Source organism: Xenorhabdus eapokensis (assembly GCF_001908105.1).
In genome coordinates this window covers 94342-107800 of record NZ_MKGQ01000005.1, presented here as the reverse complement: position 1 = coordinate 107800, position 13459 = coordinate 94342, and the positions used below count along the sequence as shown (strand labels likewise).

14 protein-coding genes and 1 pseudogene are annotated in these 13459 nt (G+C 44.4%); 10 read left to right on the top strand and 5 right to left on the bottom strand.

Annotation, left to right across the window (positions count from 1 at the left end; genetic code table 11):
• Nucleotides 1–87 precede the first annotated feature (87 nt).
• Nucleotides 88–1455, top strand: coding sequence for an MFS transporter (locus tag Xedl_RS05700; RefSeq protein WP_074022858.1), 1368 nt, complete (start codon nucleotides 88–90; stop codon nucleotides 1453–1455).
• Nucleotides 1456–1541: 86 nt separating this feature from the next.
• Here the strand turns inward: Xedl_RS05700 and Xedl_RS05695 are convergent, their stop codons facing one another.
• On the bottom strand, nucleotides 1542–2033 hold the full coding sequence (locus Xedl_RS05695) for a YajQ family cyclic di-GMP-binding protein (RefSeq protein WP_074022857.1): 492 nt from the start codon (nucleotides 2031–2033) through the stop codon (nucleotides 1542–1544).
• Nucleotides 2034–2159: 126 nt separating this feature from the next.
• On the opposite strand from Xedl_RS05695, the gene panE reads away from it, so the two are divergent.
• Both panE and yajL read left to right on the top strand, forming a co-directional pair.
• Nucleotides 2160–3071 (top strand): 2-dehydropantoate 2-reductase, encoded by a 912-nt coding sequence (gene panE, locus Xedl_RS05690; RefSeq protein WP_074022856.1) that lies wholly within the window; start codon nucleotides 2160–2162, stop codon nucleotides 3069–3071.
• Nucleotides 3034–3630, top strand: a complete 597-nt coding sequence (gene yajL / locus Xedl_RS05685) for a protein deglycase YajL (protein ID WP_074022855.1) — start codon at nucleotides 3034–3036, stop codon at nucleotides 3628–3630. Before panE ends, yajL begins: the two co-directional genes overlap by 38 nt.
• Before the next feature lie 83 nt (nucleotides 3631–3713).
• Here the strand turns inward: yajL and thiI are convergent, their stop codons facing one another.
• Nucleotides 3714–5162, bottom strand: coding sequence for a tRNA uracil 4-sulfurtransferase ThiI (gene thiI / locus Xedl_RS05680; protein WP_074022854.1), 1449 nt, complete (start codon nucleotides 5160–5162; stop codon nucleotides 3714–3716).
• Between the two features lie 249 nt (nucleotides 5163–5411).
• Here thiI and xseB point away from each other — a divergent pair, with 249 nt between their 5' ends.
• From xseB to Xedl_RS05660, 4 genes and pseudogenes are all read left to right on the top strand, one after another.
• The gene (gene xseB / locus Xedl_RS05675) at nucleotides 5412–5669 is read left to right on the top strand and encodes an exodeoxyribonuclease VII small subunit (RefSeq protein WP_074022853.1); all 258 of its coding nucleotides are present in this window, start codon (nucleotides 5412–5414) and stop codon (nucleotides 5667–5669) included.
• A 4-nt stretch (nucleotides 5670–5673) separates the two neighbouring features.
• Nucleotides 5674–6606: a (2E,6E)-farnesyl diphosphate synthase gene (gene ispA, locus Xedl_RS05670; protein WP_074022917.1), complete on the top strand. Its 933-nt coding sequence runs from the start codon at nucleotides 5674–5676 to the stop codon at nucleotides 6604–6606.
• A 108-nt stretch (nucleotides 6607–6714) separates the two neighbouring features.
• Complete coding sequence (gene dxs / locus Xedl_RS05665; protein WP_074022852.1) at nucleotides 6715–8580, top strand: 1-deoxy-D-xylulose-5-phosphate synthase; 1866 nt, start codon at nucleotides 6715–6717, stop codon at nucleotides 8578–8580.
• 278 nt (nucleotides 8581–8858) lie between these two features.
• Nucleotides 8859–9068: pseudogene (locus Xedl_RS05660) on the top strand (helix-turn-helix transcriptional regulator); the annotation flags it as partial.
• Here Xedl_RS05660 and Xedl_RS31030 read toward each other — a convergent pair.
• Entirely contained in the window at nucleotides 9020–9169 is a 150-nt protein-coding gene (locus Xedl_RS31030) for a hypothetical protein (protein WP_208605028.1), read from the bottom strand. The pseudogene Xedl_RS05660 and the gene Xedl_RS31030 sit on opposite strands and share 49 nt — an antisense overlap.
• A gap of 204 nt (nucleotides 9170–9373) precedes the next feature.
• Here Xedl_RS31030 and Xedl_RS05655 point away from each other — a divergent pair, with 204 nt between their 5' ends.
• The 3 genes from Xedl_RS05655 to pcp are packed head-to-tail and all read left to right on the top strand — an operon-like array spanning nucleotide 9374 to nucleotide 11801.
• Nucleotides 9374–10102 carry a DUF969 domain-containing protein gene (locus Xedl_RS05655; protein WP_074022851.1) on the top strand — a complete coding sequence of 243 codons (729 nt, stop codon included), beginning with the start codon at nucleotides 9374–9376 and terminating at the stop codon, nucleotides 10100–10102.
• A complete protein-coding gene (locus Xedl_RS05650; protein WP_244149674.1) occupies nucleotides 10099–11118 on the top strand; it encodes a DUF979 domain-containing protein in 1020 nt (339 codons plus the stop codon). Before Xedl_RS05655 ends, Xedl_RS05650 begins: the two co-directional genes overlap by 4 nt.
• A 35-nt stretch (nucleotides 11119–11153) precedes the next feature.
• Nucleotides 11154–11801 carry a pyroglutamyl-peptidase I gene (gene pcp / locus Xedl_RS05645; protein ID WP_074022916.1) on the top strand — a complete coding sequence of 216 codons (648 nt, stop codon included), beginning with the start codon at nucleotides 11154–11156 and terminating at the stop codon, nucleotides 11799–11801.
• 46 nt (nucleotides 11802–11847) lie between these two features.
• Here the strand turns inward: pcp and pgpA are convergent, their stop codons facing one another.
• Both pgpA and thiL read right to left on the bottom strand, forming a co-directional pair.
• On the bottom strand, nucleotides 11848–12339 hold the full coding sequence (pgpA, locus tag Xedl_RS05640) for a phosphatidylglycerophosphatase A (RefSeq protein WP_074022849.1): 492 nt from the start codon (nucleotides 12337–12339) through the stop codon (nucleotides 11848–11850).
• Nucleotides 12332–13378, bottom strand: coding sequence for a thiamine-phosphate kinase (thiL, locus tag Xedl_RS05635; RefSeq protein ID WP_074022848.1), 1047 nt, complete (start codon nucleotides 13376–13378; stop codon nucleotides 12332–12334). The genes pgpA and thiL overlap by 8 nt, the downstream gene beginning before the upstream one ends.
• Between the last annotated feature and the right edge of the window lie 81 nt (nucleotides 13379–13459).

Sequence of the window (13459 nt, the reverse complement as noted above, 5' to 3'; positions counted from 1 at the left end):
TCAATGACAACTTATTCGGTTACAAGCGCTTCTTTTTCGTTTGCTCTCACCTAATTGAAATGTCATACCAGATTTTTTGAGGTATCCATGAACGATAATAAAATGACTCCGCTTGAACTTCGGGCAACATGGGGTTTAGGTTCTGTTTTCTCCCTGCGCATGTTAGGCATGTTCATGGTTCTGCCTGTTCTGACGACCTATGGTTTAGCGTTACGTGATGCGACTGAAGCGCTGATTGGGATTGCCATTGGCATCTACGGCTTAACACAAGCAATATTCCAGATCCCATTTGGGCTACTATCAGACAAAATTGGCAGGAAACCTTTAATCATCGGCGGGCTTCTCATTTTTGCATTAGGCAGTGTTATTGCCGCCTTAAGCGACTCTATTTGGGGAATTATTATCGGGCGAGCTTTGCAAGGCACAGGGGCAATATCCGCCGCTATCATGGCATTACTTTCAGACCTGACTCGTGAGCAGAATCGAACAAAAGCAATGGCATTTATCGGCATTAGCTTTGGCATTACATTTGCCTTTGCAATTGTTGCCGGCCCTATTATTACCCACCAAATCGGTTTAAATGGCTTATTTGGGGCAATTGCAATCCTTGCTGGCTGCGCGATCCTGATCACACTGTTTGCCGTACCAAATACACACAACCATTTGCTAAATCGTGAATCAGGTATCGCACGCGGTAGCTTCAAACGTGTACTTTCAGATCCGCAACTGATAAAACTGAATTTTGGTATTCTCTGCCTGCATACCTTATTGATGTCGAGCTTTGTCGCCCTTCCCCTTATTATGGAAAAGGCAGGCTTTCCTCCACAACAACACTGGAAAGTATATTTAATTACTACCCTTATCTCTTTTGTCGCCGTTCTGCCTTTCATTATCTACGCAGAAAAAAAACGTCGCATGAAACAGGTATTTTTGCTGTGTATAGGTATGCTATTCATCGCTGAAGCCGTTTTATGGTCTCAGGGATCGCATCTTTGGGGGATCTTTGCAGGCATTCAGATTTTCTTCCTTGCATTTAATATCATGGAAGCTATCTTGCCTTCACTGATTAGCAAAGAAGCACCTGCGGGTTACAAAGGCACTGCCATGGGGATTTACTCTACCAGCCAATTCCTTGGCGTTGCTTTGGGTGGTTTTCTTGGAGGAATGCTTTACGAATGGCAAGGCGCATCGCTCGTCTTTATGGCTGGCATCGCGCTGACGGCATTCTGGTTTATTGTCAGTCTGACCTTACGGCAACCCCCCTATGTCAGTAGTATCAGGCTCATCTTGCCAGAACAGCTAAACAATTCTGAGATATTGGAGAAAAAGATATTGGCGCAAGCCGGCGTAAAAGATGTTGTCATCGCACCAGAAGAATTTAGTGCGTATATCAAAGTTGATACGAAACTAACCAATCGTGATCAGTTAGAACAGCTTGTATTATCCCATAAATAGCTTGGGTATTTAGTATTTATAACAAGTACGGTGTTACCAAACACCGTACTATGATTAATTATTCACTATTAGGATAATGACAAAAATTAATCGCGGAAATTAGTAAACTGGAAAGGCTGCCCTAATTCTGCGCCACGAACCAATGCAATAACACTTTGCAAATCGTCACGTGCCTTACCAGTTACCCGTACTTGCTCACCCTGAATTTGAGCCTGTACCTTCAGCTTACTGTCTTTAATCAGCTTCACAATTTTTTTCGCTAACGGCGTATCGATACCTTGCAGTAAAGTGGCTTCTACACTATACGTTTTGCCGCTATGAACCATATTTTCAGGAATATTGATTACAGAGCCATCAATTCCACGTTTAGCAAACTTTTCACGCAGAATATCGACGAGTTGGTTCACCTGAAAATCAGATTCACTGGCAATTTTGATCGATTCATTCTTTTCGTTTAATTCAAAACTCGCGGGGACGTTACGAAAATCCCAACGATTGCTTAATTCCCGCTGTGCGTTCTCTACTGCATTGCGCACTTCTTGCATATCAACTTCAGAAACAATATCAAATGATGGCATTACCCGTCACCTCCGGCGAATCAATAAATCGGCATGATAACCGCTTTCCATTATTGACAAAAGCTCTATACTCCGGAAGTTCAGCGATCTTTTTGCAACTCCCCTATTTTCAGATCAGGAAGAAATATGAAAATAACCGTTCTTGGCTGTGGCGCTATCGGTAAACTATGGCTTGCCGCCCTATCCCAACAAAATCATAGTGTTCAGGGATGGCTAAGAGTTCCACAGCCTGTTATTTCCGTCCAGATCGAAAACTTTCATGGTCAGGCTTTTAATCAACAATTCCCTGCCAACGATGAAAAACACCTTGCTGAAAGTAAATTACTTCTTGTTTGTTTAAAAGCGTGGCAAGTTTCTGACGCAATCAATCACCTTGCTGACAAACTTTTCCCCCATTGCCCAATTCTGCTATTGCACAATGGAATGGGAACCCAAGAGGAATTCAGGTCTCTACCCAATCCCATTTTACTTGGCGTAACTACGCATGGCGCCTATCGAAAAAATAGTATTGTGTACTATAAGTCACAAGGGATGACTCACATTGGTGCCATAACAGCCAATGCCGCCAGATTCAGCAATCTGGCCGATATTTTACACAGTGCCCTGCCCGATGTAGCATGGCACAATGAAATACAGGCTATCAGTTGGATGAAACTTGCCGTCAACTGTGTCATTAATCCCCTCACCGTCATCTATGACTGCAAAAATGGTGATTTACGGCATCACCAGACACAAATTAAGGCATTGTGTGGCGAAATTTACCAAGTCATGGAACATGATAGTATCCATACAACCCAACAGACATTGATTGATTACGTCATGAGCGTGATTGAGCAAACCGCTGAAAATTACTCATCCATGCTGCAAGATATACGGGCACAGCGACATACAGAAATAGACTACATTACCGGTTTTTTAATGCGTCGAGCTCGTGTTCACGGTTTGTCAATTGCAGAAAATACGGCTGTTTATCATTACATTAAACGCAAGGAGGAAAAATATGAGCGCCTCAGCCCTTATTTGTCTCGCCCACGGTAGTGAAGAAACCGAGGCTGTTACGACGATTGATTTGCTTGTCCGGGCGGGAGTGAATGTTACCGTAGCCAGTGCGGAAACCGATGGTTCCCTCACATTGACCTGCTCACGCGGCGTCAAAATCGTTGCTGATGTCCCCTTGGTGAATGTCGTTGACGACGATTTTGACGCCATTATTCTGCCGGGAGGCATAAAAGGCGCAGAATGTTTTCGTGACAGCTTACTGGTAGTAGAAAAAATTCGAACCGCACAAAGTCAGGGAAAAATCATTGCAGCAATCTGTGCTTCTCCGGCGATCGTATTGGAATATCATCAACTTTTTCCTGTCGGCAATATGACTGGCTATCCCAGTATGCAGGATAAGATTGCACCAGAAAAATGGATTGATAAACGCGTTTATTTTGACGAACGGGTTAACTTACTGACCAGCCAAGGGCCTGCCACTGCTTTTGACTTCGCCTTGAAACTGATTGAATTGTTGAAAGGAAAAGAGAAAGCCGCAGAAGTTGCCGCCCAACTCGTTTTACCACCTGGCATTAATCATTACCAAAACATCCAATAATCATCTCGCCTTATAAAGGAGAGAGACAACACAGGCTGCCTATGGGATCAGTTCCGTAAGCAGCCTGGTTCTTTAAGGACAAATTAAGGCCGATATACCTTCACATTGTCGAAGCCTTGTTCACGCAGATAAAGTGCCTGTAAACGGCTCATCACACCACGCTCACAATAAAGCAGATACGTTTTTTCTTTCGGCAGATCACCAAACTGAGTGCCCAGTTTATAGAAAGGCAATGATTGGATTTCAATATTATCGATATTTAACGGACAATTATCCTGTTCATCAGGGGAACGGATATCCAACAATACATCATTAGGAGAAAGTGCAGAGACCATTTCCACTTCCACCACTTGCTCACTGGATTGCTCCGCAATTTGGCGGATATCCAGATTCTGAGCTTCACTAACCACGCGTTCTAAAATCTCAAAGTCAAAATTGTTTTCCTCTGCTTCAATTTTGGCTTTAACGGCTTTCACTGTCGGGCTTTTTGATATCACCCCACAAAATTCCGGCATAGTACGGGCAAAATCTTCGGTGCCAATCTCACGAGCCAGCTTAATAATGTGCTCTTTATCATGGGAAATCAGAGGACGGAGGATCAACGTATCTGAAACATTGTCAATCAACCTTAAATTAGTCAAGGTTTGGCTGGATACCTGCCCCAGAGCCTCACCGGTTACGATCGCCTGTACACCATAACGCTCTGCAACTTTGGAAGCTGCCCTGACCATCATCCTTTTCAGCACAACGCCCATTTGCCCATCGTCAACTTTTTCCAGAATTTCAGCCACGACAGGTTCAAAATTAACAGCAACGAAACGGACTTTATGCGAACTACCAAATCGATTCCACAAATAATGGGCAACCTGCTTTACGCCAATTTCATGGGCTGCGCCACCAAGATTAAAGAAACAGTAGTGCACACGGCAGCCACGACGCATCAACATATAGCTGGAAACGCCGGAATCAAAGCCACCGGAAATGAGTGACAGTACATCTTCCTGCGTACCGATAGGAAACCCGCCAATTCCTTCATGACGGGCTTTAACCAGAATCAGCTTATCCTGATCAATTTCCAGATTCACGGTGACATCAGGCTTAGTTAGTTTCACCTTGGCTGATTCAATATGTTGATTCAGCCCGCCACCGACATAACGTTCAACTTCATTGGATGTAAAACTGTGTTTACCACGACGCTTTACGCGAACACAAAATGTTTTACCATGCAGTAAATGACCATATGTTTCGTAAGTTTGCTCAAAGATATGATGCAGATCACGAAAATCTCGCTCTTCTACTTGCAGGATATGGTGAATACCTGGAATACGTGTCAGTGCGTCACAAATTTCCGCACCGAGGTTATCATCCTTAACCCGAACTTCGATATTATCCCAATGGCGAACAACAGCAATACCTTCTCCGAAGGTCTTCAACACATTGCGGATATTGCTGGCAAGAATTTTAATAAAGCGCAAGCGGACGGTCTGGCTCTTAATTGTAATTTCTGGGAATAATTTAATGATAAACTTCATAGTAAGATATAGTAGTCATTCAATGTAGAACTATCACAAACAATATCCATGATTGTTCTTAAGTGTTCAGTTGGATAGGGCGCAGAGTATAACACCATCTGGCTTATCACCTGTAAAAAATCGACGGCAAAAACCGACTATAAAAAAATAGTGGTAATACATGATTTATTTTTCTTGGTGTAGTAGGGTACTCTGCAATTCTGTAACGAACTTGCTGTAATTCGTTAAATAATCACATGTTAAGCCATTATGTCTAAAGCAAATCAAACATCAGCAACCGAAAAAATGCCAGCATTCGAGGATTCTCTTAAAGAGCTAGAGGAAATTGTGATTCGGCTGGAATCCGGGGAACTCCCATTAGAAGATGCGTTGAATGAATTTGAACGTGGTATTCAACTTGCAAGACAAGGACAGAAAACACTTCAACAAGCGGAGCAACGAGTGCAAATTTTACTGAACCATGATGCACAATCGCCTCTTGATGAATTTTCGTCCGATGCTGAGTAAATTTATGTCTGAACACTATAAGGCTCCTTTTGAAGAGCAATTTTTTGAAAAAAGACTGCTCGCTTGTCAGCAACATACCACTGACAAACTGATGGCAATATTTTCTTCATTGCCCTTTTTAAACAGCCCGTTAGGCACAGCCATGCAATATGGTGCAGTGCTGGGTGGAAAACGGCTGCGTCCATTTTTAGTTTACAGTGTGGGAGAAATGTTTGGCCTCCCGAAAAAGAGTCTGGATGCCGCAGCTATAGCAATAGAGTGCATTCATGCCTATTCATTGATCCACGATGATTTACCCGCAATGGATAATGACGATTTACGTCGTGGGCAACCCACCTGTCATATCAAATTTGGTGAAAGTCAGGCTATTTTAGCGGGTGATGCATTACAATCACTGGCCTTTGAGATTTTGGCAAAACAGGACATGCCCAATGTGGCCTTATCCGATCGTCTTGCTATGATCGCTGAACTGGCAAGCGCCAGCGGCTTTGCCGGCATGTGTGGCGGGCAATCACTGGATTTGCAAGCAGAAGGTAAACAAATCGATCTCGCTTCGCTGGAACAGATCCATCGACATAAAACAGGTGCATTAATACGTTCAGCCGTCCGATTGGCTGCTTATAGTGCAGGGCAACGTGGTCGTGAAGTACTGCCGTTGCTGGAACAATATGCCCAAGCCATCGGTCTGGCATTTCAGGTACATGACGATATTTTGGACGTCATTGGCAATACTGAAGTTATTGGCAAGCGCCAGGGTAACGATCAGCAACTCGGCAAAAATACTTACCCTGCACTATTAGGTTTAGAACAAGCCCAACAAAAAGCCAGAGATCTGTATGAAGAAGCGCTTGCCGCCCTGACAGAGCTGGAAAAACGGTCATATGACACCACAACCTTAAAGCAATTGGCTGGTTTTATTATTGAGAGAAACAGCTAAAAAACCGGTAAAGCGCCTTACGGGATGAACCCAGAAATTACACACTGATAATAACAGGGTTCTTAATATTCAACTTCTAACGGATATAGCATTTTACACAGGCATAGCATGAGCATTGATATAGCGAAATATCCAACATTGGCATTGGCAGAAACTCCAGAAGAGCTTCGCCTGCTACCCAAAGAAACCTTGCCAAAGTTATGCGATGAACTGCGTCAATTTTTGCTGAACAGTGTCAGCCGCTCCAGTGGTCACTTTGCTTCCGGCCTTGGCGCTATCGAATTAACCGTCGCACTCCACTATGTTTATAAAACCCCTTTTGACAATTTAGTCTGGGATGTTGGACATCAGGCTTACCCGCACAAAATTTTAACCGGACGTCGCGATCGCATTAATACCATTCGCCAAAAAAATGGCCTTCATCCCTTTCCCTGGCGAGAAGAAAGTGAGTATGACACTTTGTGCGTCGGCCACTCATCCACATCAATTAGTGCTGGCTTAGGTATGGCTATCGCAGCCAAACACGAAGGTAAAGGCCGCAAGACAGTATGCGTTATTGGGGATGGAGCCATTACTGCGGGCATGGCCTTCGAAGCCATGAACCATGCCGGCGATATCGATCCCGACATGCTGGTTATTCTCAATGACAACGAAATGTCTATCTCTGAAAACGTGGGGGCATTGAATAACCATCTGGCACAGCTTCTGTCAGGCAAGCTGTATACAACCTTGCGTGAAGGTGGTAAAAAAGTTTTTTCCAACCTACCTCCTATCAAAGAGTTATTGAAAAAAACGGAAGAGCATCTGAAAGGTATGGTTGTACCTGGAACGCTGTTCGAAGAGCTTGGGTTCAACTATATCGGGCCTGTTGATGGTCATGACGTACTGGCACTAACCCAGACTTTGAAAAATATGCGTGAACTGAAAGGGCCACAATTTCTGCATATCATGACGAAAAAAGGTCGTGGTTATGCACCAGCGGAAAAAGATCCTATCAGTTGGCATGCCGTCCCAAAATTCGATCCCTCAACGGGTTCTTTGCCCAAAAGCGCAGAGACTCGTCCGACATTTTCCAAAATCTTCGGTGACTGGCTATGTGAAAAAGCCGCCCATGATAAAAAACTGATGGCGATCACCCCAGCCATGCGCGAAGGTTCCGGTATGGTGCGCTTCTCCCGCGAATATCCTGAACAATATTTCGATGTCGCGATTGCCGAGCAGCATTCCGTCACTTTTGCCGCAGGTCTGGCTATTGGCGGCTACAAACCTATCGTCGCCATTTACTCCACCTTCCTGCAACGCGCTTATGATCAGGTGATCCACGATGTCGCCATCCAAAACCTGCCTGTCTTGTTTGCCATCGACCGTGGCGGTATTGTTGGTGCTGATGGTCAAACCCATCAAGGCGCTTTTGATCTTTCTTTCCTGCGCTGCATCCCGAATATGGTGATCATGGCACCCAGCGATGAAAACGAATGCCGCCAGATGCTGCATACCGGATATCATTATCAAGCAGGCCCTGCGGCTGTTCGTTATCCTCGCGGTACAGGGACTGGTGCTGAACTCAAACCGCTGGAAACATTGCCAATCGGCAAGGGCGTAATTCGCCGTCAGGGAGAGCGCATTGCGATCCTTAACTTTGGCACATTATTATCCTATGCGCTGCAAGCGGCTGAAACCCTGAATGCAACTGTTGTAGATATGCGTTTTGTCAAACCGCTGGACAAAGAGCTGGTGCTGGAAATGGCAGCCAGCCACGAGCTACTGGTGACTTTGGAAGAAAATGCCATCATGGGCGGTGCAGGTAGTGGTATTAACGAACTGCTGATGCAGGAAAAGTTACCTGTTCCCGTATTGAATCTGGGTTTACCCGATGACTTTATTCCACAAGGAACGCAACAAGAGCTTCATGCTGATTTAGGGCTGGATGCGGCAGGCATTCAAAATAGTATCGAGAAATATCTGGCTAAATAGCTGATAAGAACGGATGAGGATTTTTCAGTCATTCATCCGTTTTTTCCTTATTGTGCCAGTTATACAATCACCTATCGACTACCAATAAGTTTTCTTGAATGCAAGTCGGTAATGACAACCAGATGCAGCGACTTCTCACTGCCCATTAGATAAGTTATACACCGGCCCATTGCTAATTAAGAAGAGGAATTGAGAAGTATATTAATTACGTAATTTGACAGATATATTTTCCCACTGGATTAATTTCATGATAGTGAATTCTCTTCATTGTTTATTCCATATTTCTCTCTTTGCACAAATATACCAGTAAACAAATTGGTAGAATGTTAAACATTTCTTATCGTACTGTCGAAAACTATACAGCCCAAATATATAAAAAAGCAGGTGTTAGCTCCGTTCAACAATTAGAAGAATATTGTCGCCTTAATAATTTCGATCTCTATGTGCCAGAAAGATTTTTACGTTCTGCAAGCCGACTTTTTGTTTGAATTTCAAATGCTGTTGTCTCCACGTTAATACCGATATTTAACGCCTGTAAGGTATCACGAATATCAGTTTTATCCCTTTTGGTTTCTAAGCCGATTAGCAAACCTTCTCATCCAATAAACGTTTTTTCATCCAAGAAGTGAGCTGCATTCCACTTTTACAATTCATTGCGAATTTTATTTGCTTATTTGTTAATCGAAGTTTATTTATTGCTCAACAATGTAAAACAACATGTTAACAATAAGTGCAAATTAAACCCACAATAAATCAACAACATGTCAATGTGTCAATCATGGGGAAATAAAATATGCAGCAAGCCATTAATTTTTGGCCCCTAATCGGGATCGCCGTCATTATCATCGGTTTTGTTATCCGATTTAATCCGGTTCTGGTCGTCACCATTGCTGGCCTTGTCACGGGACTTGCTGCCCACATGCCGATAACCGATATTTTGGAGAAGTTAGGTTCTGGGTTTGTTAATACCCTAAATTTAACACTGACCATCCTGTTTCCTTTAGTCATCATTGGCCTATTGGAAAGGCACGGTCTAAAAGAACGAGCCCAGAAATCCATTGCTCATATCAAAATGGCGACAACCGGGCGTTTATTGATTATCTATTTGTTTATACGAGAAGTCTCTGCTGCATTAGGTTTAACCAGTTTAGGCGGGCATCCGCAAATGGTTCGTCCCCTCTTGGCTCCTATGGCAGAAGCGGCGTCTGAAAATCAATATGGAGAGTTGCCGGATTCAGTTCGTCACCGCATCCGCGCTATGTCAGCAGCAACGGATAATACCGGTCTGTTCTTTGGGGAAGATATTTTTGTCGCCTTCGGGGCCGTTATCTTTATGCACAATTTCATGCTGGAATCAGCGGATATTCACACTGAACCACTACATATTGCCCTTTGGGGGCTACCTACTGCCATTTGTGCTTTTCTAATCCATTCCACTCGGTTATATCGCCTTGATTATCGGATTGCCAACGAACTGAATGCGTTAAATCACACCTGGCTACATAGCAAGGAGGGGAAATAATGTTTCAGTTACAGTATCTCTACGTGCTGGCAGGCGTGCTCTTGATGGCTGTCGCTATCATGTCATGGCGTGATAAAGCTAATCCTCGCCGTTTAACTACCGGTCTATTCTGGGCGCTTTACGGTTTAATCTTCCTGATGGGGAAATGGAGTCATTATATAGTAGCTATCTGGATCAGTGATGAAGCTTATGCCCAAAGAATTGCCTATATTAGTATCGGTGTGCTGGTCGTCTTTATGGCACTATTGGCAGGATTTGGTGGAGTCCAACTGGGAAATTATCATCAAAGTACCCCAAAACAACGGTTGGAAGGCGCTAATCGTCTTGGCAATAAACTATTTTTTCCCGTCCTGCTGATCCCCGTTGTCACCATTATTGGTGTGTTAATGTTTGACCACATTCCAGGCTTACAACAAGCAATCTTTGGTGAGGGAAATCATTCAACCCTGGTGACACTCTTTTCAATTACTCTCGGCTGTCTGATAGGATTGGTTATGGCATTACGCATAAGTCGTGATGCCATACCACAGCCAATACAGGAGACTCGCCGCCTGCTCGACGCCATTGGTTGCGTATTCATCCTGCCACAGCTTCTGGCTACGCTCGGATTACTCTTTACAACTGCCGGCATAGGTACGGTGATTTCCTACCTAACCGAAAATTATATCGCTGTCGATAATCGCTTTATCGCCGTGGTAGCGTATGTTTTTGGGATGGCGCTGCTGACTATGGTTATGGGTAATGCTTTCGCGGCTTTTCCCATCGTTACTGCCGGTATTGGTATTCCCATTTTGATCTTACAACATGGTGGCAATCCCACCGTTATGGCAGCCATCGGTATGTTCTCCGGCTATTGCGGTACATTGATGACCCCCATGGCAGCAAACTTCAATATCGTCCCAGCAGCTCTATTGGAACTACCGGATCGAAATGCCGTTATTAAGGCGCAAATTCCCACAGGATGCGTTTTATTAATCGCCAATGTATTTCTGCTCTATTTTCTGATCTTCTTATAAAACAACAAAAAGGAACCGACATGAAAGCTGTTGCCATAAAAACTACTCTAGTTACTGCTTTTGAACCTTTCGGCGGTGAAACAATCAATCCATCATGGCAAGCCGTTAGGCCATTGCAGGGATGTCAAATCGCGGATGCAAATATTGAAGTTTGCCAACTACCTTGCATTTTCGATACTTCTCTGGAACAACTCTATGCGGCAATTGAACTCATTAAACCAGAAGTAGTGATTTCCGTTGGGGAAGCGGGAAACAGATCAAATATCAGTGTAGAACGTGTCGCAATCAATGTTAACGATGCCCGTATTCCTGATAATGCAGGCCAACAGCCCATTGACACTCCTGTCATTGTCGGTGGCCCTACGGCTTATTTTTCTACCCTGCCTATCAAGGCAATAACCAATGAGTTAAATAATGCAGGAATTCCAGCAACAGTATCCCAAACTGCGGGAACCTTCGTTTGCAATCATGTTATGTACGGTTTGCTGCATTATCTGAACCAACGTACTCCTGCTATACGTGGCGGCTTTATCCATGTTCCTTATTCACCAGAGCAAGCCACAAGACATTCTGGTGCGCCAAGTATGGCTGTAGAGATGATGACGGCAGCCTTGAAAATCGCCATTGAGTCAGCATTGAGGCATGAAAAAGATATTCCTATCTCAGGTGGGGCAACAAACTGAAAAATAAACCGAAAAAATAGCCACTGGATCCCAGTGACTATTTAACTTAAAAGGGTAACAGTTGGTAGAAATCCAGCAGCCAAATGACTACAACCGCAAAAATCGCTGCGATAATGTCATCCAACATAATACCGACACCACCTTTCACATAGCGATCAAACCAGCGAATCGGCCACGGTTTCCACATATCAAAAATGCGGAATACCACAAACCCAACCAAAACCCATTGCCAGTTGAGCACCGGAATTGCCATTAGTGTGATCCACATTCCAATGAATTCATCCCAGACGACACAACCAGGATCGTCCACATTCATGGCATCGGCAGCTTTCTGGCAAATCACACAGCCAATGACTGCTCCCAATACAATAGCCAACCAAATTCCCCATGTCGGTAACTGCATCAACAGTAACCAGAAAGGGATCGCCGCTACTGAGCCCATTGTGCCCGGTATGATCGGCGATAAGCCACTACCGAATCCCGTAGCCAATAAATGCCACGGATTACTCATTTTTAAGTGGCGTTTTGCATCATCCATGCGTTCCCTCCGTTTGATCGTTTTCTTCCTGGTGTGCAGCCGGACAAGGTACTACCGGTTTTTTATCCGTTTTAAAGTGGTCAAAGCCGTTCAGATCCAACGCAATTTCTTTGTTATTGTTAAAATAGCGGATACCTTCTGATTCTGGCCTGATTTGCCCAATACAGCAGAAACTCGCCCCCGAATGAGCCAATGCCATATTTAACGCGCCACGGTTGAGCTCAGGTACAGTGAAGCACAACTCATAATCTTCCCCACCACTCAGCGCCCATTTCAACGCCTGTTCAGCGGGAACATATTGCTGCATCGCTTCCGAATAAGGCAGCGCATCCAGATTAATACGCGCACCGCATTGGCTAGCTTTCAGAATATGGTTGAGATCAGAAATCAATCCATCGGACAGATCAATTGCGGAAGAAGCCAGATCACGCAGTGCCTGCCCTTGTAAAACGCGTGGTTGTGGACGGAGATGACGCTTAACCAACCAATTGTGGATCGCAGGATCTTCCACAAGCAGGTGCTCTTGTAACAAGGCAAGTCCTGCGGCGCTGTCACCTAATGTTCCGGTGACATAAATCCAATCCCCGTTCTTTGCACCAGCACGACGCAACGCCCTGCCAGTCGGCACTAATCCATGCACGGTTAGCGTTAAACTCATGGGACCTTTTGTCGTATCCCCACCAATCAACTGCATACCGTAATAGTTCAGTTGTTCAAACAGACTATCACTAAACCGTTTTAACCAATCCTCATTGATGTCAGGCAAGGTTAATGCCAACGATACCCAAGCGGGATCAGCCCCAACGGCAGCCAAATCACTGATATTGACAGCCAGTGCTTTATACGCCAAATCTTCCGGTGAGATCTCAGGAAGGAAATGGACACCAGCAACCAATGTATCTGTTGTTACCGCTAATTCTTGCTTATCAGCAACGGTCATCAGTGCACAATCATCGCCAATCCCTAGGTTTACATCACGTCGGCGGATGAGAGGGCGATTGAAGTAACGTGCAATGAGGTCAAATTCACCACATGCCATAATAGAATTCCAAAAAGTGACCAACGATGAGCACATGAGGCCGGATTTCCGGCCTCATGTGTAAAATCATTGAGTTATAAT